General features: G+C 68.9%; 21 protein-coding genes. 18 read left to right on the top strand and 3 right to left on the bottom strand.

Features of this window, described 5'->3' with window-relative positions:
- The first annotated feature begins 162 nt into the window (after positions 1-162).
- From ABT063_RS38825 to ABT063_RS38910, 18 genes are all read left to right on the top strand, one after another.
- Positions 163-1299 (top strand): LCP family protein, encoded by a 1137-nt coding sequence (locus tag ABT063_RS38825; protein WP_351065308.1) that lies wholly within the window; start codon positions 163-165, stop codon positions 1297-1299.
- Positions 1300-1438: 139 nt separating this feature from the next.
- Positions 1439-1663: a 50S ribosomal protein L31 gene (gene rpmE / locus ABT063_RS38830; protein ID WP_124436731.1), complete on the top strand. Its 225-nt coding sequence runs from the start codon at positions 1439-1441 to the stop codon at positions 1661-1663.
- A gap of 328 nt (positions 1664-1991) precedes the next feature.
- Positions 1992-3068 (top strand): peptide chain release factor 1, encoded by a 1077-nt coding sequence (gene prfA / locus ABT063_RS38835; RefSeq protein ID WP_351065310.1) that lies wholly within the window; start codon positions 1992-1994, stop codon positions 3066-3068.
- 41 nt (positions 3069-3109) lie between these two features.
- The gene (gene prmC, locus ABT063_RS38840; RefSeq protein ID WP_351065312.1) at positions 3110-3955 is read left to right on the top strand and encodes a peptide chain release factor N(5)-glutamine methyltransferase; all 846 of its coding nucleotides are present in this window, start codon (positions 3110-3112) and stop codon (positions 3953-3955) included.
- A 55-nt stretch (positions 3956-4010) separates the two neighbouring features.
- Entirely contained in the window at positions 4011-4658 is a 648-nt protein-coding gene (locus ABT063_RS38845; protein ID WP_351065314.1) for an L-threonylcarbamoyladenylate synthase, read from the top strand.
- Positions 4655-5335 carry an arsenate reductase/protein-tyrosine-phosphatase family protein gene (locus tag ABT063_RS38850; protein WP_351065315.1) on the top strand — a complete coding sequence of 227 codons (681 nt, stop codon included), beginning with the start codon at positions 4655-4657 and terminating at the stop codon, positions 5333-5335. The genes ABT063_RS38845 and ABT063_RS38850 overlap by 4 nt, the downstream gene beginning before the upstream one ends.
- A 68-nt stretch (positions 5336-5403) precedes the next feature.
- Positions 5404-6645, top strand: a complete 1242-nt coding sequence (glyA, locus tag ABT063_RS38855; RefSeq protein ID WP_351065317.1) for a serine hydroxymethyltransferase — start codon at positions 5404-5406, stop codon at positions 6643-6645.
- A 129-nt stretch (positions 6646-6774) separates the two neighbouring features.
- A complete protein-coding gene (locus ABT063_RS38860; protein ID WP_351065319.1) occupies positions 6775-8130 on the top strand; it encodes an MraY family glycosyltransferase in 1356 nt (451 codons plus the stop codon).
- 323 nt (positions 8131-8453) lie between these two features.
- The gene (locus ABT063_RS38865) at positions 8454-8888 is read left to right on the top strand and encodes a Cg1360 family ATP-synthase-associated protein (RefSeq protein WP_351065321.1); all 435 of its coding nucleotides are present in this window, start codon (positions 8454-8456) and stop codon (positions 8886-8888) included.
- Between the two features lie 210 nt (positions 8889-9098).
- A complete protein-coding gene (gene atpB, locus ABT063_RS38870; RefSeq protein WP_351065322.1) occupies positions 9099-9935 on the top strand; it encodes a F0F1 ATP synthase subunit A in 837 nt (278 codons plus the stop codon).
- A 71-nt stretch (positions 9936-10006) separates the two neighbouring features.
- Positions 10007-10237: an ATP synthase F0 subunit C gene (gene atpE, locus ABT063_RS38875; protein ID WP_073889576.1), complete on the top strand. Its 231-nt coding sequence runs from the start codon at positions 10007-10009 to the stop codon at positions 10235-10237.
- Positions 10238-10279: 42 nt separating this feature from the next.
- A complete protein-coding gene (locus ABT063_RS38880) occupies positions 10280-10834 on the top strand; it encodes a F0F1 ATP synthase subunit B (protein WP_351065324.1) in 555 nt (184 codons plus the stop codon).
- Positions 10831-11652: a F0F1 ATP synthase subunit delta gene (locus ABT063_RS38885; RefSeq protein WP_351065326.1), complete on the top strand. Its 822-nt coding sequence runs from the start codon at positions 10831-10833 to the stop codon at positions 11650-11652. The genes ABT063_RS38880 and ABT063_RS38885 overlap by 4 nt, the downstream gene beginning before the upstream one ends.
- Positions 11653-11789: 137 nt before the next feature.
- On the top strand, positions 11790-13382 hold the full coding sequence (gene atpA / locus ABT063_RS38890) for a F0F1 ATP synthase subunit alpha (protein WP_351065328.1): 1593 nt from the start codon (positions 11790-11792) through the stop codon (positions 13380-13382).
- Positions 13383-13403: 21 nt separating this feature from the next.
- Positions 13404-14318: a F0F1 ATP synthase subunit gamma gene (locus ABT063_RS38895; RefSeq protein ID WP_351065330.1), complete on the top strand. Its 915-nt coding sequence runs from the start codon at positions 13404-13406 to the stop codon at positions 14316-14318.
- Complete coding sequence (gene atpD, locus ABT063_RS38900) at positions 14319-15755, top strand: F0F1 ATP synthase subunit beta (protein ID WP_351065332.1); 1437 nt, start codon at positions 14319-14321, stop codon at positions 15753-15755. It begins immediately after the preceding gene.
- Between the two features lie 110 nt (positions 15756-15865).
- Complete coding sequence (locus ABT063_RS38905; RefSeq protein WP_095750282.1) at positions 15866-16240, top strand: F0F1 ATP synthase subunit epsilon; 375 nt, start codon at positions 15866-15868, stop codon at positions 16238-16240.
- 129 nt (positions 16241-16369) lie between these two features.
- A complete protein-coding gene (locus ABT063_RS38910) occupies positions 16370-16816 on the top strand; it encodes a DUF2550 domain-containing protein (RefSeq protein WP_095750283.1) in 447 nt (148 codons plus the stop codon).
- A gap of 5 nt (positions 16817-16821) precedes the next feature.
- On the opposite strand, the gene ABT063_RS38915 is transcribed toward ABT063_RS38910, so the two are convergent.
- From ABT063_RS38915 to ABT063_RS38925, 3 genes are all read right to left on the bottom strand, one after another.
- On the bottom strand, positions 16822-18672 hold the full coding sequence (locus tag ABT063_RS38915; RefSeq protein ID WP_351065334.1) for a glycosyl hydrolase family 18 protein: 1851 nt from the start codon (positions 18670-18672) through the stop codon (positions 16822-16824).
- 103 nt (positions 18673-18775) lie between these two features.
- The gene (locus ABT063_RS38920; RefSeq protein ID WP_351065336.1) at positions 18776-19417 is read right to left on the bottom strand and encodes a response regulator; all 642 of its coding nucleotides are present in this window, start codon (positions 19415-19417) and stop codon (positions 18776-18778) included.
- Positions 19414-20640 (bottom strand): sensor histidine kinase, encoded by a 1227-nt coding sequence (locus ABT063_RS38925; protein ID WP_351065338.1) that lies wholly within the window; start codon positions 20638-20640, stop codon positions 19414-19416. Before ABT063_RS38925 ends, ABT063_RS38920 begins: the two co-directional genes overlap by 4 nt.
- Between the last annotated feature and the right edge of the window lie 71 nt (positions 20641-20711).

Genomic DNA, 20711 nt, shown 5'->3' on the forward strand with positions numbered 1-20711 from the left:
CTGTGCCCGCCCGCACACAGGGTGGGCGCAGTCCGTCGTGCAACCCTTTCCCGAGTTTCCCCGTCTGACCAGGCGGAGCGACGATGGTGCGGTAAAGGTCGCTTCGACCACGCCTGACCCTGAAAGCAGGGGGTAACCGACCGGACGAGATTCGAGGAGCACATGTCCGCCGAGAGCACGCCGGAGCCCGGCATACCGGGTGGGTCCGGCACCACCGGCCCGCGCCGCCGCGCGAAGGGCCGCCGCCGCAAGCCCCGCGGAAAGCGCAAGGGCGTCCTGATCATGGCGTGGACGGCCGCGGGCATCGTCGTGCTGGGCGGCACGGGGGCCGGATACCTGTACTTCAAGCTCAACGGCAACATCAAGAGCGTCGACATCGACTCCGCGCTCGGCACCGACCGGCCGACCAAGGTCGACAACGGCTCCGAGAACATCCTCGTGCTCGGCTCCGACACCCGCGCCGGCAGCAACAAGAAGCTCGGCGGCGGCGTCGACGACGGCAGCGCCCGCTCCGACACCGCGATGATCGTGCACGTCTACAAGGGCCACAAGAAGGCCAGCGTGGTCTCCATCCCGCGCGACACCATCATCGACCGCCCCGAGTGCGTCGACGCCAAGGGCGACACGCACGACGCGGCGGACGGCGTGATGTTCAACTCCGCGTACTCCACCGGCGGCGCGGCCTGCGCGGTGAAGACCGTCGAGTCCATCAGCGGCATCCGCATGGACCACTACCTAGAGGTCGACTTCAGCGGCTTCGAGAAGCTCATCGACGAGCTCGGCGGAGTCAAGGTCACCACGACCAAGGACATCGACGACCCCGACAGCCACCTGAACCTGAAGGCCGGCCCGCACACCCTCACCGGCGAGCAGGCCCTCGGCCTGGTCCGCACGCGGCACGGCGTCGGCGACGGCTCCGACCTCGGCCGCATCCAGCTCCAGCAGGCCTTCATCAAGGCGCTGATCAACCAGGTCAAGAGCATCAACCTGTTCGGCAGCGGCACGAAGCTGTACGACCTCGCCAACACCGCCACGAAGGCCGTGACGACCGACTCCGACCTGGGCTCGGTGAACAAGCTGATGTCGTTCGCGAACGGACTGAAGGGCATCAGCTCGTCCAACATGCACATGGTCACGATGCCGGTCCAGTACGACCCGGCCGACCCCAACCGAGTCATCGTCGAGGAAGCGAAGGCCAAGCAGGTGTGGAAGGCCCTGGAGAACGACAAGGCGATCCCGAAGTCGGCCACGGAAGGCACGGCCACCGGCGAAGCCGACGGCGTCGTCAGCACCCCCTGACGCCCTCGGGGAATACACAACCGCACCCCCTGGTTTTGGGGGATGGCCCCAGTCCTGGCAGACTGGTACGTCGGCTCCGGTTCACGCTCCCGCATCCCGCGGCTGCGACCCGGCGCCCTCCCGAAATCTAGGAGACACCTTGAAGCGCGACATCCACCCCGCGTACGTCGAGACGCAGGTCAGCTGCACCTGCGGCGCGTCGTTCACCACCCGCAGCACCATCGAGTCCGGCTCCATCCGTGCCGATGTCTGCTCCGAGTGCCACCCCTTCTACACGGGCAAGCAGAAGATCCTCGACACCGGTGGCCGTGTGGCCCGCTTCGAGGCCCGCTTCGGCAAGGCTTCCGCCGGCTCCAAGAAGTAGCGAGCCCCCTAGGGCCTGCCCGGCGGATCCTGTCGGAGACGCGGAGCCTGGCACGCGCATCTGCGGCGTTGTCGTCGGTCGCCGAATCCCCCACGCTCGAACAACCCCGCGCGGGGGGACCCCCGTCGCTCCGACTCCCTCCTCCGCCCTGCGGCTGCACGCACCAGGCTCCGCTCACCGGCATTGATCAGGTACGGCGGCTTTCCTCCGACCTGATCCGCCGGGCAGGCCCTAGCGCCGGTCCACGGCCGCGCCCCACTTCAGGGCGCGCCGGGACCGGCGTTTTTGGTCGCCCGCCTTCCCTTCGTATGTATTTCAGGAGCCCAAGATGTTCGAGGCCGTCGAGGAACTCATCGCCGAGCACGCCGACCTGGAGAAGAAGCTCGCCGACCCGTCGGTCCACTCCGACCAGGCCAACGCGCGCAAGCTGAACAAGCGGTACGCCGAGCTCACCCCGATCGTCGCCACGTACCGCTCCTGGAAGCAGACGGGCGACGACATCGAGACCGGGCGCGAGTACGCCGCCGTCGACCCCGACTTCGCCGCCGAGGTCAAGGAACTGGAGAAGCAGCGCGAGGAGCTGACGGAGAAGCTGCGCCTGCTGCTCGTCCCGCGCGACCCCAGCGACGACAAGGACGTCATCCTCGAGATCAAGGCCGGCGCCGGCGGCGACGAATCGGCGCTCTTCGCCGGTGATCTGCTGCGCATGTACCTGCGGTACGCCGAGCGGGTCGGCTGGAAGACCGAGATCATCGACGCCACCGAGTCCGAGCTGGGCGGCTACAAGGACGTCCAGGTCGCCGTGAAGACCAAGGGCGGCCAGGGCGCCACGGAGCCCGGACAGGGCGTGTGGGCCCGGCTGAAGTACGAGGGCGGCGTGCACCGGGTGCAGCGCGTGCCGGCGACCGAGTCCCAGGGCCGTATCCACACCTCCGCGGCCGGCGTGCTCGTCACGCCCGAGGCCGAAGAGGTCGACGTCGAGATCAACCCCAACGATCTGCGCATCGACGTCTACCGCTCCTCCGGCCCCGGCGGACAGTCCGTCAACACCACCGACTCCGCCGTGCGCATCACGCACATTCCGACCGGAGTCGTCGCCTCCTGCCAGAACGAGAAGAGCCAGCTGCAGAACAAGGAGCAGGCACTGCGTATCCTGCGCTCCAGGCTGCTCGCCATCGCGCAGGAGGAGGCGGAGAGGAACGCCGCCGACGCCCGCCGCAGCCAGGTCCGCACCGTCGACCGCTCCGAGAAGATCCGCACGTACAACTTCCCGGAGAACCGCATCTCGGACCACCGCGTCGGATTCAAGGCGTACAACCTGGACCAGGTCCTGGACGGCGAACTCGACGCGGTGATCCAGGCGTGCGTCGACGCGGACTCGGCGGCCAAACTGGCAGCCGCATAAGGCACGTACGAGGGCCCACGAGGACGACACGGAGGACTTGCGTGAACCTGCTGCTCGCAGAGGTGGCCCAGGCCACCCAGCGGCTGGCCGACGCCGGCGTGCCCTCGCCGCGCAACGACGCGGAGGAGCTCGCCGCGTTCGTGCACGGCGTGAAGCGGGGCGAGCTGCACTCCGTCAAGGACTCGGACTTCGACGCCCGCTACTGGGAGGTCATCGCGCGCCGTGAGCAGCGCGAGCCGCTCCAGCACATCACCGGGCGGGCCTTCTTCCGGTACCTGGAACTCCAGGTCGGACCGGGGGTGTTCGTGCCCCGGCCCGAGACGGAGTCCGTCGTCGGGTGGGCCATAGACGCCGTCCGCGCGATGGACGTCGTCGAGCCGTGCATCGTCGACCTGTGCACCGGCTCCGGCGCCATCGCGCTCGCGCTCGCCCAGGAGGTCCCGCGCTCCCGGGTGCACGCCGTGGAGCTGTCCGAGGACGCCCTGCGGTGGACCCGCAAGAACGTGGAGGGCTCCAGGGTCGACCTGCGTCAGGGCAACGCCCTGGACGCCTTCCCCGACCTCGACGGCCAGGTCGACCTGGTCATCTCCAACCCGCCGTACATCCCGCTGACCGAGTGGGAGTACGTCGCTCCCGAGGCGCGGGACTACGATCCCGAACTCGCCCTGTTCTCGGGCGAGGACGGCCTCGACCTCATCCGCGGCCTGGAGCGCACCGCACACCGTCTGCTGCGCCCCGGCGGTGTCGTGGTCATCGAGCACGCCGACACCCAGGGCGGCCAGGTGCCGTGGATCTTCACCGAGGAGCGGGGCTGGGCCGATGCGGCCGACCACCCCGACCTCAACAACCGTCCGCGCTTCGCGACCGCGCGCAAGGCGCTGCCGTGAGCACGCCCCACACTTCGTTTCCGCAGCAGTACGTGTACGAGGAGGCCCGCTAGATATGGCACGGCGATACGACACCAACGACGCGACCGACCGCACGACCGGTCTGCGCGAGGCCGCGTCCGCCGTCCGCCGTGGCGAGCTCGTGGTGCTGCCGACCGACACGGTGTACGGCATCGGCGCCGACGCGTTCTCCTCGGAGGCCGTGGCCGACCTCCTCGAGGCCAAGGGCCGGGGCCGCAACATGCCCACGCCCGTCCTCATCGGCTCCCCGAACACCCTGCACGGCCTCGTCACGGACTTCTCCGAGCTGGCCTGGGAACTGGTCGACGCCTTCTGGCCGGGCGCGCTCACGCTCGTCGCCAAGCACCAGCCGTCCCTCCAGTGGGACCTGGGCGACACCCGCGGCACGGTCGCCGTCCGCATGCCGTTGCACCCGGTCGCCATCGAACTGCTGACGGAGGTCGGCCCGATGGCCGTGTCGTCGGCGAACCTGACGGGCCACCCGGCGCCGGAGGACTGCGACGCCGCGCAGGAGATGCTCGGCGACTCGGTCTCTGTGTACCTCGACGGCGGCCCGACCCCGGGCAACGTCCCGTCCTCGATCGTCGACGTCACCCGCGAGGTGCCCCTTCTGCTGCGCGAGGGCGCGATCTCCGCGGACGAGCTCAGGAAGGTCGTACCCGACCTCGAGGTGGCGAATTGACGGCCCCTGACGCGGGGCGTGGCATAGGCAACGGGGACGAGACGGGGGGCCACATGCACCAGGGCGGCCTTCCGCGTGACAGCTTCCGCATCCTCCACGTCAGCACCGGCAACGTGTGCCGCTCGCCGATCACCGAGCGGCTGACCCGCCATGCCCTGGCGGACCGGCTCGGCGACCCGCTGTGGGGCGGGCTGATCGTGGAGAGCGCGGGCACCTGGGGCCACGAGGGCGCGCCCATGGAGGCCAACGCGGAGACCGTGCTGGCCGACTTCGGCGCGGACGCCTCCGGCTTCGTCGGTCGCGAACTGCTCGACGAGCACGTCATCATGGCGGACCTGGTCCTGACCGCGACCCGGGACCACCGCGCCCAGGTCATCTCCATGGGCCACTCGGCTGGCCTGAGAACCTTCACCCTGAAGGAGTTCACCCGCCTGGTGAAGGCGATCGACACGGCCACCCTGCCTCCTCTGGAGGGCGGCGTGGTGGCACGCGCGCGTGCGCTGGTGCGCGCCGCGGCGGCTCTACGCGGGTGGCTCCTGGCGCCGACGGCGGAGGCGGACGAGGTGTACGACCCGTACGGGGCGCCCTTGACGTTCTTCCGGGCGGTCGGGGACGAGATAAACGAGGCGATCGATCCCGTCGTCACGGCGCTCACGGGCGTCCCCGCAAAGACGTAACAACCGAGCACCCCACCCGCCCCGGGCCTACATTGGACGTACGTCACTGTCGACGCCCGGAGTTCGCCATGTCGGTCACGCATGCCCCTGAGACGGCTGATGTCCTGCTGCGGCAGGACCCCGAGCTGGCCGAGATCCTGCTCGGAGAAGCCGACCGGCAGGCGACGACGCTGCAGCTGATCGCCGCCGAGAACTTCACCTCGCCGGCCGTGCTCGCCGCGCTCGGCTCGCCGCTCGCCAACAAGTACGCGGAGGGGTACCCGGGGGCCCGGCACCACGGCGGCTGCGAGATCGTCGACGTCGCCGAACGCCTCGCCGTGGAGCGGGCCAAGGCGCTGTTCGGCGCCGAGCACGCCAACGTGCAGTCCCATTCGGGCTCGTCGGCCGTCCTGGCCGCGTACGCCGCGCTGCTGCGCCCCGGGGACACCGTGCTCGCCCTCGGGCTGCCGTACGGCGGTCACCTCACGCACGGCTCACCCGCCAACTTCTCCGGCCGCTGGTTCGACTTCGTCGGGTACGGGGTGGACGCGGAGACCGGGCTCATCGACTACGACCAGGTCCGGACGCTGGCGCGCACCCACCGTCCCAAGGCCCTCGTGTGCGGCTCGATCGCCTACCCCCGGCACATCGACTACGCCTTCTTCCGGGACGTCGCCGACGAGGTGGGGGCGTATCTGATCGCGGACGCCGCCCATCCCATCGGGCTCGTCGCCGGGGGAGCGGCCCCGAACCCGGTGCCGTACGCCGATGTCGTGTGCGCCACCACCCACAAGGTGCTGCGCGGGCCGCGCGGCGGGATGATCCTGTGCGGCGGCGAGCTCGCCGAGCGGGTCGACCGGGCCGTCTTCCCGTTCACGCAGGGCGGAGCGCAGATGCACACCATCGCCGCCAAGGCCGTCGCGTTCGGCGAGGCGGCGACACCGGCCTTCACCGCGTACGCCCATCAGGTGGTCGCCAACGCCAGGGCGCTCGCGGCCGCACTGGCCGCCGAAGGGCTCGTCGTCACCACCGGCGGCACCGACACCCACCTGGTGACGGCCGACCCGGCGCCGCTCGGCGTCGACGGACGCACCGCGCGCGGGCGCCTCCTGGCCGCCGGGATGGTGCTCGACTGCTGTGCGCTGCCGCACGCCGACGCCCGTGGCCTGCGCCTGGGGACGGCCGCCGCGACCACGCAGGGCATGGGGGAGGCGGAGATGACGCGGATCGGCGTACTGTTCGGCCAGGTGCTCAGGGGTGAGATCGAGAGCCAGAAGGCCCGTGAAGAAGTGCGGGAGCTGGTCGGCGGATTTCCGCCGTATCCCGGTTGAGCGGGGGTAGACGCGATTCCGTACACAGCCGTACGTGCAACCATCGTCGCTACCCGGAAGTCCCCAACCATATGCGCGCGTCGCTAGTGTGTGGGGCTGAGATGGCCAGCGAGACCTGTGGGGAAGCCTGTGCGTGAATACCTGCTGACGCTCTGCGTGACGGCCGCGGTGACGTATCTGCTGACAGGGCCGGTACGGAAGTTCGCGATCGTGGCCGGAGCGATGCCGGAGATCAGGGCCCGTGACGTGCACCGGGAACCGACTCCGCGGCTCGGCGGGATCGCCATGTTCTTCGGCCTGTGCGCGGGTCTGCTGGTCGCCGACCACCTGGCCAACCTCAACGAGGTCTTCTCCAAGTCCAACGAACCGCGCGCCCTGCTCTCCGGCGCGGCCCTGATCTGGCTGATCGGCGTCCTGGACGACAAGTTCGAGATCGACGCCCTGATCAAGCTGGGTGGCCAGATGATCGCCGCCGGCGTCATGGTCATGCAGGGTCTGACCATCCTGTGGCTGCCGATCCCGACCGTGGGCAACGTCGCGCTGACCCAGTGGCAGGGCACCCTGCTGACGGTGGCGCTGGTCGTCATCACCATCAACGCGGTGAACTTCGTCGACGGACTCGACGGCCTCGCGGCCGGCATGGTGTGCATCGCGTCGGCCGCGTTCTTCCTGTACGCCTACCGGGTCTGGGTGTCCTACGGCATCGAGGCCGCCGCCCCGGCAACGCTCTTCTCGGCCATCCTGATGGGCATGTGCCTGGGCTTCCTGCCGCACAACATGCACCCGGCGCGGATCTTCATGGGCGACTCGGGCTCGATGCTCATCGGCCTGGTGCTGGCCGCGGGCGCCATCTCCATCACCGGACAGGTCGACCCGGACGCGCTCAACCTGTACGCCGGGTCCGAGAAGGAGGCCGTGCACCAGACGGTCCCCGTCTACATCCCGCTGCTGCTGCCGCTGACGATCATCGCGGTGCCGACCGCCGACCTGGTGCTGGCGATCGTGCGCCGGACCTGGAAGGGGCAGTCGCCGTTCGCCGCCGACCGCGGCCACCTGCACCACCGCCTGCTGGAGATCGGCCACTCACACAGCCGCGCGGTGCTGATCATGTACTTCTGGTCGGCGCTGATCGCGTTCGGCGCGCTCGCGTACTCCGTGAACTCGGCGTCCATGTGGATCGTGCTGTGCGTGGTCTTCCTCAGTGCGATCGGCCTGGTGCTGCTCCTGCTGCCCCGCTTCACCCCGCGTGCCCCGCGCTGGGCGCAGGCGTTCGTGCCGCCGCGCTACCGCCGCCGTCCGGTGGTCGATGCGGTGGAGGAGCCCGAGGCAGCGATGGCTCAGACGGCTCAGACGGCTCAGACGGCTCCGGACGAGGAGGAGCAGCGCACTCCGGTTGCGGCCGGTGTGTCAGGAGTCAACGGAGCGACCGCCCTCGGCGCTCGTCCGCGTCTCCTGGACCGGGGTAAAGCCGAAACGTCGCGCTGACGGTCGTCGCTGACGCCCAAGGTAAGAATCTGACTAAAGCATTGCCAACGCATGGAGCGCCGGTGGGTTCGCAAACGGCCCCAATACCAGACAAGTCGGCAACGATCTTGCACAGACGCGCAGGTTCACTCTCATGTGTGACAGTGGGCACACCTAGTAGGTAAAGACCACATCAAATAGTTTGTGATACGGTTCACGAGAACCCGGGATAGAGCCGAAGGGCCGCAGTGCGACGGCCCCTTGGCGTGAGGTTCCCACTCAGCCCGGGACTACGCTCGTCCATGACGACACCCCTGCCCCCCTGCGAAAGCGGAGTTGCCGCCATGCCGTCCAACGACGTCCGGATCTTGGCCCAGGCCGCCGTGCCCACGGCTGCCGTCGGCGCGATTGCCGCCGTCGTCAGCGGCGTGGTCGCCGGTGGCAAGGGGGCGATCGGGGCGGTCGTCGCGACGCTGGTCGTGATCCTGTTCATGGGACTCGGTCTTTACGTTCTGCAGCGCACTGCCAAATCGCTTCCGCACCTCTTCCAGGCGATGGGTTTGATGCTGTACGCGGCGCAGATCCTGCTGCTGTTCATCTTCCTCGCCGCCTTCAAGAACACCACCCTGTTCCACCCCCGGGCCTTCGCGATCTCTCTGGTCGCCGGCACCCTCGTGTGGATCGCCGCGCAGACGCGCGCCCACATGAAGGCCAAGATCCTCTACGTCGAACCCGAGTCGACGGGCACGAAGCCCGAAAAGTCGGGGCACTCGTCGTGAGGGGTAGGGCCGGGATAAAGGCGCATGAGAGATCCTGCTATCGTCCGGTGCCAACTGCGGCATCGCGGGCGCGGGCATCTGAGCTGACGCCTGCTCAATCGCGAGGCGAGATGCCCCACAGCCGCCCCCACATCCGTAACACCAGTCCCGTGCCGAACCGCGGCTGCATGCCGCGCCGACACAACGAGGTTGCCGTACCTATGCGCCACGATGAAGGAGCCCGCGGTGAGTGCTGACCCGACGCAGGTGCTCGCCTTCGAGACTGACTGCCACATCTTCGATGGCTGTGGCTTCCCGGCTCCCGGCCTGCATTCGTTCCTGTTCGAGCCCCTCGTGGGCGACGCGGACAGCAGCGTCTACTTCAACAAGACGATGCTGCTGGCGCTGCTCGGCTCCGTCATCATCATCGGCTTCTTCTGGGCTGCCTTCCGCAAGCCGCAGGTCGTCCCGGGCAAGCTGCAGATGGTGGCCGAGGCGGGCTACGACTTCATCCGCCGCGGTGTCGTCTACGAGACCATCGGCAAGAAGGAAGGCGAGAAGTACGTCCCGCTGGTCGTCTCGCTGTTCTTCTTCATCTGGATGATGAACCTCTGGTCGATCGTGCCGATCGCCCAGTTCCCGGTGACGTCGATCATCTCGTACCCCCTGGTTCTAGCGCTGATCGTCTACGTCCTGTGGGTCTCCCTGACCTTCAAGAGGCACGGCTTCGTCGGTGCCTTCAAGAACTTCACCGGCTACGACAAGTCGCTCGGTGCGGTGCTGCCGCTGTCCATGACGATCGAGTTCTTCTCGAACCTGCTGGTCCGCCCGTTCACGCACGCGGTCCGACTCTTCGCGAACATGTTCGCGGGCCACACGTTGCTGCTGCTCTTCACGATCGCGAGCTGGTACCTGCTGAACGGCATCGGCATCGCCTACGCCGGCGTCTCGTTCATCATGGTCATCGTCATGACGGCCTTCGAGCTCTTCATCCAGGCTCTTCAGGCGTACGTCTTCGTGCTCCTGACGTGCAGCTTCATCCAGGGCGCGCTCGCCGAGCACCACTGAGCACACCCCACCCACCCGCAGACGTCCGGTGGCCAACCCCCACCGGTCCGTAAAGAAAAGGAAGAACTGGCATGTCCCAGACCCTTGCCGCTGTTTCCGGCTCGCTCGGCTCCGTTGGTTACGGCCTCGCTGCCATCGGTCCCGGCGTCGGCGTCGGCATCATCTTCGGTAACGGCACCCAGGCGCTGGCCCGTCAGCCCGAGGCCGCCGGCCTCATCCGAGCCAACCAGATTCTCGGCTTCGCCTTCTGTGAGGCGCTGGCCCTGATCGGTCTGGTCATGCCGTTCGTCTACGGCACCTGATCGTCTCACCAGCGACCAGCCCACTAGACGAAAGGCACTGACATGAGCCAACTGCTCAATATCGCGGCCGAGGAGATGGAGAATCCCCTCGTTCCGCCGATTCCCGAGCTTGTCATCGGCCTGATCGCCTTCGTCATCGTCTTCGGCTTCCTCGCCAAGAAGCTCCTCCCGAACATCAACAAGGTTCTGGAAGAGCGTCGCGAGGCCATCGAGGGCGGTATCGAGAAGGCCGAGGCCGCCCAGACCGAGGCCCAGAGCGTGCTCGAGCAGTACAAGGCTCAGCTCGCCGAGGCCCGTCACGAGGCCGCGCGTCTGCGCCAGGAGGCGCAGGAGCAGGGTGCCGCGCTCATCGCCGAGATGCGCGCGGAGGGCCAGCGGCAGCGTGAGGAGATCATCGCCGCCGGTCACTCCCAGATCGAGGCCGACCGCAAGGCCGCCTCGTCCGCGCTGCGCCAGGACGTCGGCAAGCTCGCCACCGATCTGGCCGGCAAGCTCGTCGGTGAGTCCCTCGAGGACCACGCGCGGCAGAGCCGTGTGATCGACCGTTTTCTGGACGGGCTCGATGATGCCGCTTCGAAGGCAGAGGCGACTCGATGACAGCGCACGGAGCGAGCCGCGAGGCAACCGCAGCCGCACGTGAGCGTCTCGACGCGCTGACGGACAACACGTCCGTCGATGCGACCAAGCTCGCCGACGAGCTGGCCGCCGTCACCGCGCTGCTCGACCGCGAGGTGTCGCTGCGTCGGGTCCTCACCGACCCGGCGCAGGCGGGAGAGGCCAAGGCCGAGCTGGCCCAGCGCCTCTTCGGCTCCCAGGTCAGCGGCCCCACCGCCGACCTGGTGGCCGGCATGGTGCGCTCCCGCTGGTCGCAGTCGCGCGACCTGGCGGACGCGCTGGAGGAGCTGGCGAGCCTCGCCGACCTCACCGCCGCTCAGCGGGCCGGCACGCTCGACAGCGTCGAGGACGAACTGTTCCGTTTCGGCCGGATCGTCTCTTCGAACACCGAGCTGCGTGCCGCGTTGACCAACCGCAAGGCGGGTACCTCTGCCAAGGGCGAGCTGCTGCGCAGCCTGCTCGGCGGCCGGTCCGCCGCGACGACCGAGCGTCTGGTGACGCGTCTTGTCGCCGCGCCGCGGGGACGTAGCCTGGAAGCGGGACTGGAGTCCCTGTCCAAGCTCGCCGCCGAGCGCCGGGACCGCATGGTGGCCGTCGTGACCTCGGCGGTTCCGCTGAGCGACCCGCAGAAGCAGCGCCTGGGTGCCGCCCTCGCGAAGCTCTACGGCCGCACGATGCACCTCAACCTGGACGTGGACTCCGAGGTCCTCGGCGGGATCCGGGTGCAGGTCGGTGACGAGGTCATCAACGGCTCGATCGCGGACCGCATCGAGGACGCCGGCCGCCGCCTGGCGAGCTAGGCGGCAAACTTCACAGGCAGCAACATAAGCAGTACGTGTACCTACGGCCCGGTTGGGCCGTGCAGAGGATTCCTGGGGGTCGCCCCCAGACCCCCAAAGTGAAACTTCGGGCCCAACAAGGAGAGCAGGGAACCCAGATGGCGGAGCTCACGATCCGGCCGGAGGAGATCCGGGACGCGCTGGAGACGTTTGTCCAGTCGTACAAGCCGGACGCGGCCTCGCGCGAGGAGGTCGGTACGGTCACCCTTGCCGGCGACGGCATCGCGAAGGTCGAGGGTCTGCCCTCGGCCATGGCCAACGAACTGCTGAAGTTCGAGGACGGCACCCTCGGCCTCGCGCTCAACCTGGAAGAGCGCGAGATCGGCGCCATCGTCCTCGGCGAGTTCAGCGGCATCGAGGAGGGCCAGCCGGTCTCCCGTACCGGCGAGGTCCTGTCCGTGGCCGTCGGCGAGGGCTACCTCGGCCGCGTCGTCGACCCGCTCGGCACGCCGATCGACGGCCTCGGCGAGATCGAAACGTCCGGCCGCCGCGCCCTCGAGCTGCAGGCCCCGGGCGTCATGGTCCGTAAGTCGGTGCACGAGCCGATGGAGACCGGCTACAAGGCCGTCGACACGATGACCCCGATCGGCCGTGGTCAGCGTCAGCTGATCATCGGCGACCGTCAGACCGGCAAGACCGCCCTGGCCGTCGACACGATCATCAACCAGCGCGACAACTGGCGCTCGGGCGACCCGAACAAGCAGGTCCGCTGCATCTATGTCGCCATCGGTCAGAAGGGCTCGACCATCGCCTCCGTGCGTGGTGCCCTCGAAGAGGCCGGCGCCCTGGAGTACACGACCATCGTCGCCGCTCCGGCGTCCGACCCGGCCGGCTTCAAGTACCTGGCGCCGTACACCGGTTCGGCCATCGGCCAGCACTGGATGTACGAGGGCAAGCACGTCCTCATCGTCTTCGACGACCTCTCGAAGCAGGCCGACGCCTACCGCGCCGTGTCCCTGCTGCTGCGCCGCCCGCCGGGCCGCGAGGCCTACCCGGGTGACGTCTTCTACCTGCACTCCCGTCTGCTGGAGCGCTGCGCCAAGCTCTCCGACGACATGGGCGCCGGCTCGATGACCGGTCTGCCGATCGTCGAGACCAAGGCCAACGACGTCTCGGCGTTCATCCCGACCAACGTCATCTCCATCACCGACGGCCAGTGCTTCCTGGAGTCCGACCTGTTCAACGCCGGTCAGCGTCCGGCCCTGAACGTCGGTATCTCGGTCTCCCGAGTCGGTGGCTCCGCCCAGCACAAGGCGATCCGCCAGGTCTCCGGCCGTCTGCGCGTGGACCTCGCCCAGTTCCGTGAGCTGGAGGCGTTCGCCGCCTTCGGTTCCGACCTGGACGCCGCGTCGAAGGCGCAGCTGGAGCGCGGTCAGCGCATGGTCGAGCTGCTGAAGCAGCCGCAGTACCAGCCGATGTCCACCGAGGACCAGGTCGTCTCCATCTGGGCCGGCACCACGGGCAAGATGGACGAGGTCCCGGTCAACGACATCCGCCGCTTCGAGAAGGAGCTGCTGGAGTACCTGCACCGCAAGGAGCAGGGCCTGCTCACCTCCATCCGGGAGGGCGGCAAGATGTCCGACGACACGCTGCAGGCCATGGCCGACGCGGTCGCCGAGTTCAAGAAGCAGTTCGAGACCTCGGACGGCAAGCTGCTCGGCGAGGAATCGGCCGTCAGCGTCTCCAAGTGACGTAAGGAAGGGACCTGACTCATGGGAGCCCAGCTCCGGGTCTACAAGCGTCGCATCCGATCCGTCACCGCGACCAAGAAGATCACCAAGGCGATGGAGATGATCGCCGCCTCGCGCGTCGTCAAGGCGCAGCGCAAGGTGGCGGCGTCCACGCCGTACGCGCAGGAACTGACCCGCGCGGTCACGGCGGTCGGTACCGGCTCGAACACCAAGCACCCGCTGACCACCCAGGCCGACACGGTCACCCGGTCCGCGGTGCTGCTCCTGACGAGCGACCGTGGTCTGGCCGGTGCCTTCAACTCCAACGCCATCAAGGCGGCGGAGCAGCTGACCGAGCGCCTGGAGCGCGAGGGCAAGCAGGTCGACAGCTACATCGTCGGCCGGCGCGGTGTCGCCCACTACAACTTCCGTGAGCGCAAGATCGCGGAGTCGTGGACCGGGTTCACGGACCAGCCGTCGTACGCGGACGCCAAGAAGGTCGCGGCTCCGCTCATCGAGGCCATCGAGACGGAGACGGCGGACGGCGGCGTGGACGAGCTCCACATCGTCTACACCGAGTTCGTGTCGATGATGACGCAGACGGCGCTCGACACACGCCTGCTGCCGCTCAGCCTCGACGAGGTCGCGCAGGAGGTGCCGAAGGGCGAGATCCTCCCGCTGTACGACTTCGAGCCCTCGGCGGAGGACGTCCTGGACGCCCTGCTGCCGCGGTACGTGGAGAGCCGTATCTACAACGCGCTGCTCCAGTCGGCCGCTTCGAAGCACGCCGCCACGCGGCGCGCGATGAAGTCGGCCACCGACAACGCCGGCGACCTCATCGAGAACCTCACCCGGCTTGCCAACCAGGCCCGCCAGGCCGAAATCACCCAGGAAATCAGCGAGATCGTCGGAGGCGCGAGCGCCCTGGCCGACGCGACCGCGGGGAGTGACTACTAAATGACCACCACTGTTGAGACCGCGACGGCTACGGGCCGCGTCGCCCGGGTCATCGGCCCGGTCGTCGACGTGGAGTTCCCCGTCGACGCGATGCCGGAGATCTACAACGCCCTCCACGTCGAGGTCTCCGACCCGGCGAAGGCCGGCGAGAAGAAGACGCTGACCATGGAGGTCGCCCAGCACCTGGGCGACGGCCTGGTCCGCGCCATCTCCATGCAGCCCACCGACGGCCTGGTCCGTCAGGCCCCGGTGACCGACACGGGCAAGGGCATCACCGTCCCGGTCGGCGACTTCACCAAGGGCAAGGTGTTCAACACCCTCGGTGAGGTGCTGAACGTCGACGAGACCTACGACGGCGAGCGCTGGTCCATCCACCGCAAGGCTCCCGCCTTCGACCAGCTCGAGTCCAAGACCGAGATGTTCGAGACCGGACTGAAGGTCGTCGACCTGCTGACCCCGTACGTCAAGGGCGGCAAGATCGGTCTGTTCGGTGGTGCCGGTGTCGGCAAGACCGTGCTGATCCAGGAAATGATCATGCGTGTCGCCAACCTCCACGAGGGCGTCTCCGTCTTCGCGGGCGTCGGCGAGCGCACCCGTGAGGGCAACGACCTCATCGCGGAGATGGAAGAGTCCGGCGTTCTGGACAAGACCGCCCTGGTCTTCGGTCAGATGGACGAGCCCCCGGGCACCCGTCTGCGCGTCGCCCTGGCCGGTCTGACCATGGCGGAGTACTTCCGCGATGTGCAGAAGCAGGACGTGCTGTTCTTCATCGACAACATCTTCCGCTTCACCCAGGCCGGTTCCGAGGTGTCCACCCTGCTCGGCCGTATGCCGTCCGCGGTGGGTTACCAGCCGAACCTGGCCGACGAGATGGGTCAGCTGCAGGAGCGGATCACCTCGACGCGTGGTCACTCGATCACCTCGATGCAGGCGATCTACGTCCCCGCGGACGACCTGACCGACCCGGCCCCGGCCACCACCTTCGCCCACCTCGACGCGACGACGGTGCTCTCCCGTCCGATCTCCGAGAAGGGCATCTACCCGGCCGTGGACCCGCTGGACTCCACGTCCCGCATCCTGGACCCGCGCTACATCGCGCAGGACCACTACGAGTGCGCCATGCGCGTCAAGGGGATCCTGCAGAAGTACAAGGACCTCCAGGACATCATCGCGATCCTCGGTATCGACGAGCTCAGCGAGGAGGACAAGCTGGTCGTCCAGCGTGCCCGCCGCGTGGAGCGCTTCCTGTCCCAGAACACCCACGCCGCCAAGCAGTTCACCGGCGTGGACGGCTCCGACGTGCCGCTGGAGGAGTCGATCGCCGCGTTCAACGCGATCTGCGACGGCGAGTACGACCACTTCCCGGAGCAGGCGTTCTTCATGTGCGGTGGTCTCGAGGACCTGAAGAAGAACGCGAAGGAGCTGGGCGTCTCCTGAGCCTCGGCTCTCGATGAGGGGGCGGGGGTCGTCCCGCCCCCTCTCTCACGCCTACTAGACTTGTAACCAACACCCGGCAGACCCGCCGGGTGGTGACCCGAGGAGCCACCTTGGCTGCTGAGCTGCACGTCGCGCTGGTCGCGGCCGACCGAGAGGTCTGGTCCGGCGAGGCCACCCTGGTCGTCGCGCGCACCACGTCCGGCGACATCGGCGTCATGCCCGGTCACCAGCCGCTGCTCGGTGTGCTGGAGTCGGGCCCGGTGACCATCCGTACGAGTGATGGTGGGACGGTCGTCGCCGCGGTGCACGGCGGTTTCATCTCGTTCGCGGACAACAAGCTGTCGCTGCTGGCCGAGATCGCCGAGCTGTCGGACGAGATCGATGTCCAGCGCGCGGAGCGGGAGCTCGAACGCGCGAAGGCGGAGGGCGACGCCTTCGCCGAGCGTCGCGCGGACGTACGACTGCGAGCGGCGGCGGCGCGCTGAATCAGCGCGTCGCACGATGACGTCACTCAGCCGCGGCTGGAACCGGAGCTCTCCGGTACCGGTCGCGGCTGAGGCAGATGTGGGCGATTTTTCCATTCCGTTACCGAGGAGACGAGGAGGTCGGTGTCGATGGTCCTCGCTCTGACTGTGTGCGGATTGGTCGTAGTCCTGGTGGCGCTGGGACTGTTCGTCTTCGGGCTGCGCCGCAGGCTCATCCAGCGCTCCGGTGGCACCTTCGACTCCAGCCTGCGCTGGGACGTGCCGGAGAAACCCGACACCAGTGGCAAGGGCTGGAGCTACGGCGTCTCCCGCTACAACGGTGACCGCATCGAGTGGTACCGGATCTTCTCCTACGCCCCTCGCCCGCGCCGCGTCCTGGAGCGCGCGTCGATCGAGGTGGCCGGCCGCCGCGTCCCCGAGGGAGAGGAGGAGCTGGCGTTGCTGTCCGACCACGTGATCCTCGTCTGTCTGCACCGGGGCACGCGCCTGGAATTCGCGATGAGCGAAGACGCGCTGACCGGTTTCCTCGCGTGGCTGGAGGCAGCCCCGCCCGGTCAGCGCGTCAATGTGGCCTGACGGTCTTATCGCAGGCCGTTGTTGATGGCGGCCACCAGCTCGCCACCCGCGGTGTCACCGCTGAACTCCCAGAAGAACGCCCCGCCCAGGCCCTGGTTCTTGGCCCAGGTCATCTTCCCGGCGATCGTCGAGGGAGTGTCGTACGACCACCAGTTGCTGCCGCAGTGCGCGTACGCCGTGCCCGCGACGGTGCCGGTGGCCGGGCAGGAGCTCTTCAGCACCTTGTAGTCCTCGATGCCCGCCTCGTACGTGCCGGGTGCCGCGCCGGTCGCCGTGCCGCCGGGGGCGGACTGGGTGACGCCGGTCCAGCCGCGGCCGTAGAAGCCGATGCCGAGCAGGAGCTTGGCGGACGGCACGCCCTTCGCCTTCAGCTTGGCGATCGCGTCGGCGGAGTTGAAGCCCGCGGCCGGGATGCCGGGGTACGAGGTGAGCGGTGAGTGCGGGGCGGTCGGGCCGGTGTTCGCCCAGGCGCCGAAGTAGTCGTACGTCATCACGTTGTACCAGTCGGCGTAGGCCGAGGCGCCGCCGTAGTCGGCCGCGTCGATCTTGCCGCCGGAGGAGCCGTCGGCGGTGATGGCGGCGGTGACCAGGTAGTTCGAGCCGAATTCCGAACGCAGTGCCCGCATCAGGTTCCTGAAGGCCGCGGGGCCGGAGGTGTCGCAGGTCAGGCCGCAGGCGTTCGGGTACTCCCAGTCGATGTCGATGCCGTCGAAGACGTCGGCCCAGCGCGGGTCCTCGACCACGGCCTTGCAGGAGGCGGCGAAGGCGGCCGGGTTGGCGGCGGCCTGGCCGAAGCCGCCGGAGTAGGTCCAGCCGCCGAAGGAGTACAGCACCTTGATGTGCGGGTACTTGGCCTTGAGCTGGCGCAGCTGGTTGAAGTTGCCGCGCAGCGGCTGGTCCCAGGTGTCGGCGGTGCCGCTGACGGACTGGTCGGCGGTGTAGGCCTTGTCGTAGGCGGCGTAGGTGTCGTCGACGACGCACTTGCCGTCCTTGACGTTGCCGAAGGCGTAGTTGATGTGGGTGATCTTCTGCGCGGAGCCGGACGTCACCAGGTTCTTGACGTGGTAGTTGCGGCCGTAGACGCCCCACTCGGTGAAGTAGCCGAGCTTGACCTTGGCGCCCGAGGGCGGGGGCTCCGTGGTGCCGGTGGTGCGCACCTTGAGCGCGCGGCTGACCGGGCCGGTCTGGTCGGCGGTGTCGCGGGCCTGGACGGTGTAGGAGTAGTCGGTGCCGGCGGTCAGACCGGTGTCGGTGTACGACGTGGTCGTCACCGTGGCGACCTTGGCGCCGTCGCGCAGGACGTCGTAGTTCTTGACGCCCTTGTCGTCGGTGGCAGCGCTCCAGGCGAGCTTCACCGAGGTGTTGGTGACGCCGGAGGCGGACGGGGTGCCGGGCGCGGAGGGGGCCGCGTCGCCGGGGACGTTGCCGCCGTCACAACTGCCGCCGTTGAGCTTGCAGTTGGCGGGCGAGCCGGAGCCCGAGCCGTTGAAGCCGAAGGAGACGGAGGCGCCGGGGGCGAGGGTGCCGTTCCAGGACTTGTTCTTGGCGGTCCAGTGGGTGCCGGAGGAGGTGACGTCGGCGTCCCAGGCGGAGGTGACGGACGTGCCGGAGGGGAAGTTCCACTCGACGGTCCAGGAGCTGATGGCCGTGGTGCCGGTGTTCTTCACCGTCCACTTGCCTTCGAAGCCGGAGCCCCAGTCCTGGGTCTTGGCGTAGGTGGCGGTCGCCGACGGGGCGGCGGAGGCGGGGCTCGCGAGCCCGACCAGGGCGGCGAACGGCAGCAGCAGGGTGGTGAGCCCTGCCACGGCTCTGTGTCCCAGTCTGTGCCTGAGTCCGAGTCTGTGTCCGAGGCGCATCCGCGTCTCCTAGGGGAGTGTGATGAGGTGCGCAGGACAATAGAAAGGTCTGGACCATAGGTCAATAGGTCCAGACCAATAAGCGATGTGGGGTAGTCAGTTGTTACAGGCCCAACTCCTGAGCGAGGACCGCCGCCTGGACCCGGCTGCGCAGTTCGAGCTTCGCCAGGAGGCGGCTGACGTGGGTCTTCGCGGTGGCCTCCGCCATGTCGAGACGCACCCCGATGTCCGCGTTGGACAGGCCCTCCCCGAGACAGGCCAGCACCTCCCGTTCCCGTCGCGTCAGCGAGTCGAGGACGGACGGGTCGGCCGACGGCTCGCGTACGGGCTTCGCGGCGAACTCGGCGATCAGACGGCGGGTGACCGCGGGCGCGATCAGACCTTCGCCGCGCGCCACCGTACGGACCGCGTCGAGGAGCCCGTGCGCCTCGGTGTTCTTCAGGAGGAAGCCGGCCGCGCCCGCGCGCAGCGCGCCGAAGACGTACTCGTCGAGGTCGAACGTGGTCAGGACGAGCACGTCGGCGAGGTTCTCGGAGACGACCTGGCGGGTCGCGGAGACGCCGTCGAGGCGGGGCATCTGGATGTCCATCAGGACCAGGTCGGGCCTCAGTTCACGGGCCAGCTCCACCGCCTGTTCGCCGTCCGCCGCCTCGCCGACCACCTCGATGTCGGGTGCGCTGCGCAGGATGAGGACGAGTCCGGCACGGACGGCGGACTGGTCCTCGGCGACGAGGACGCGGATCATGCGGGGCCTCCTGGGGCGGTGTCGGTGACGGGGAGGGTCGCTCGTACGGCCCAGATCTTGCCCTCGGCCGAGTCTTCGGGGCCGGCCTCCAAGCGGCCGTCCAGTAACGCGGCCCGTTCGCGCATGCCCACCAGACCGGCGCCCGAGCCGGGGGCGCGCGGCCCGTCCCGGTCGCCGTACGGGCTGGTCACGGAGACGGTGAGGGAACCGTCCCTCCCCCATTGCCTTAAGGGCATGGGAGGTGCCCCCATGGCGAGTGTGACGGTGACGCGGCCGGGGCCGGCGTGCTTGAGCGCGTTGGTGAGGGACTCCTGCACGATGCGGTAGGCGGCGAGCTCGACCGGGGCGGGCAGCGGGCCGTGGTCGGCGTCGAGGGTGACGTCGAGGCCGTTGGTGCGGGCGCCCTCGACCAGGGCGCCGAGTCCGTCCAGCGTCGGGGCCGCGGCGGGTTCCAGGTCGCCGCTGCTGTCGCGCAGGATGCCGATCAGCCGCCGCATCTCGGCCAGGCCCTCGACGCTGTTCTCGCGGATGACGGCGAGGGCGTCCCGGGAGGTCTTCGGGTCGTCGAGGGAGAGGGCGGCCGTGGAGTGGATGGCGATCGCGGAGAGGTGGTTGGCGACCATGTCGTGCAGCTCGCGGGCCATCCGGGCGCGCTCGGTGCCGACGGCCTGGACGCGATCCATCTCGGCGAGCAGCGCGGTCTGGTCGGCACGCAGGCGGGCGGCTTCGGCGGCGTCGCGGTGGGTGCGGACGATCAGGCCGGTCGCGGCGGGCCCGAACATCACGATGCCGATGACCACGCCGATCAACAGCGCCTCCGGCTTGCGCCACACCGCAGGCGGCACCACCGCCGCGGCCACCGCCAGCAGCCCGGTGATCCGCGGGATGCGGTGGGCCGAGGCGGGCGGGCCGTACAGGACAGCCGCGTACATGAGGTCGGTGAACATCAAGAGCGTGGCCAGGTTGCCCTGGGTGAGGGTGTCCAGGACCAGCGCGCCCGTGCCGATCAGCAGGGCCGTGCGCGGGGCGGCCCGCCGCAGCAGCTCGCAGCCGGCCATCACGGTGAGCGGAGCCAGGACCGGCCAGCGGCCGTCGAAGAGCACGATCGGTTCGCCGGCCGGCCGGGTGGCCAGGCCGATGCCCCACAGGAGGAGCCCGCCGAGCAGTCCGGCGAGCGCGACGTACACGTCGAAGCGGTGCGCGCGGGGCGGTCGCAGGGCCATGACTCCATCCAACACGGCCCGCGCGCCGGACGCCTGATGCCCTAGAACGGTCCCGGACTGCATCTTTCGAT

Origin of the sequence: Streptomyces sp. NPDC002838, from assembly GCF_040295365.1 — a bacterium.
Taxonomy (GTDB): domain Bacteria; phylum Actinomycetota; class Actinomycetes; order Streptomycetales; family Streptomycetaceae; genus Streptomyces.

Excerpts from the sequence above, each read along its gene's own strand:
- atpB (WP_351065322.1), top strand. The coding sequence starts at position 9,099 with ATGAAGGAGCCCGCGGTGAGTGCTGACCCGACGCAGGTGCTCGCCTTC.
- glyA (WP_351065317.1), top strand. The coding sequence starts at position 5,404 with ATGTCGGTCACGCATGCCCCTGAGACGGCTGATGTCCTGCTGCGGCAG.
- ABT063_RS38865 (WP_351065321.1), top strand. The coding sequence starts at position 8,454 with ATGCCGTCCAACGACGTCCGGATCTTGGCCCAGGCCGCCGTGCCCACG.
- ABT063_RS38920 (WP_351065336.1), bottom strand. The coding sequence starts at position 19,417 with ATGATCCGCGTCCTCGTCGCCGAGGACCAGTCCGCCGTCCGTGCCGGA.
- ABT063_RS38915 (WP_351065334.1), bottom strand. The coding sequence starts at position 18,672 with ATGCGCCTCGGACACAGACTCGGACTCAGGCACAGACTGGGACACAGA.
- ABT063_RS38910 (WP_095750283.1), top strand. The coding sequence starts at position 16,370 with ATGGTCCTCGCTCTGACTGTGTGCGGATTGGTCGTAGTCCTGGTGGCG.
- atpE (WP_073889576.1), top strand. The coding sequence starts at position 10,007 with ATGTCCCAGACCCTTGCCGCTGTTTCCGGCTCGCTCGGCTCCGTTGGT.
- ABT063_RS38885 (WP_351065326.1), top strand. The coding sequence starts at position 10,831 with ATGACAGCGCACGGAGCGAGCCGCGAGGCAACCGCAGCCGCACGTGAG.
- ABT063_RS38845 (WP_351065314.1), top strand. The coding sequence starts at position 4,011 with ATGGCACGGCGATACGACACCAACGACGCGACCGACCGCACGACCGGT.
- prfA (WP_351065310.1), top strand. The coding sequence starts at position 1,992 with ATGTTCGAGGCCGTCGAGGAACTCATCGCCGAGCACGCCGACCTGGAG.
- ABT063_RS38825 (WP_351065308.1), top strand. The coding sequence starts at position 163 with ATGTCCGCCGAGAGCACGCCGGAGCCCGGCATACCGGGTGGGTCCGGC.
- ABT063_RS38880 (WP_351065324.1), top strand. The coding sequence starts at position 10,280 with ATGAGCCAACTGCTCAATATCGCGGCCGAGGAGATGGAGAATCCCCTC.
- ABT063_RS38895 (WP_351065330.1), top strand. The coding sequence starts at position 13,404 with ATGGGAGCCCAGCTCCGGGTCTACAAGCGTCGCATCCGATCCGTCACC.
- ABT063_RS38925 (WP_351065338.1), bottom strand. The coding sequence starts at position 20,640 with ATGGCCCTGCGACCGCCCCGCGCGCACCGCTTCGACGTGTACGTCGCG.
- atpA (WP_351065328.1), top strand. The coding sequence starts at position 11,790 with ATGGCGGAGCTCACGATCCGGCCGGAGGAGATCCGGGACGCGCTGGAG.
- atpD (WP_351065332.1), top strand. The coding sequence starts at position 14,319 with ATGACCACCACTGTTGAGACCGCGACGGCTACGGGCCGCGTCGCCCGG.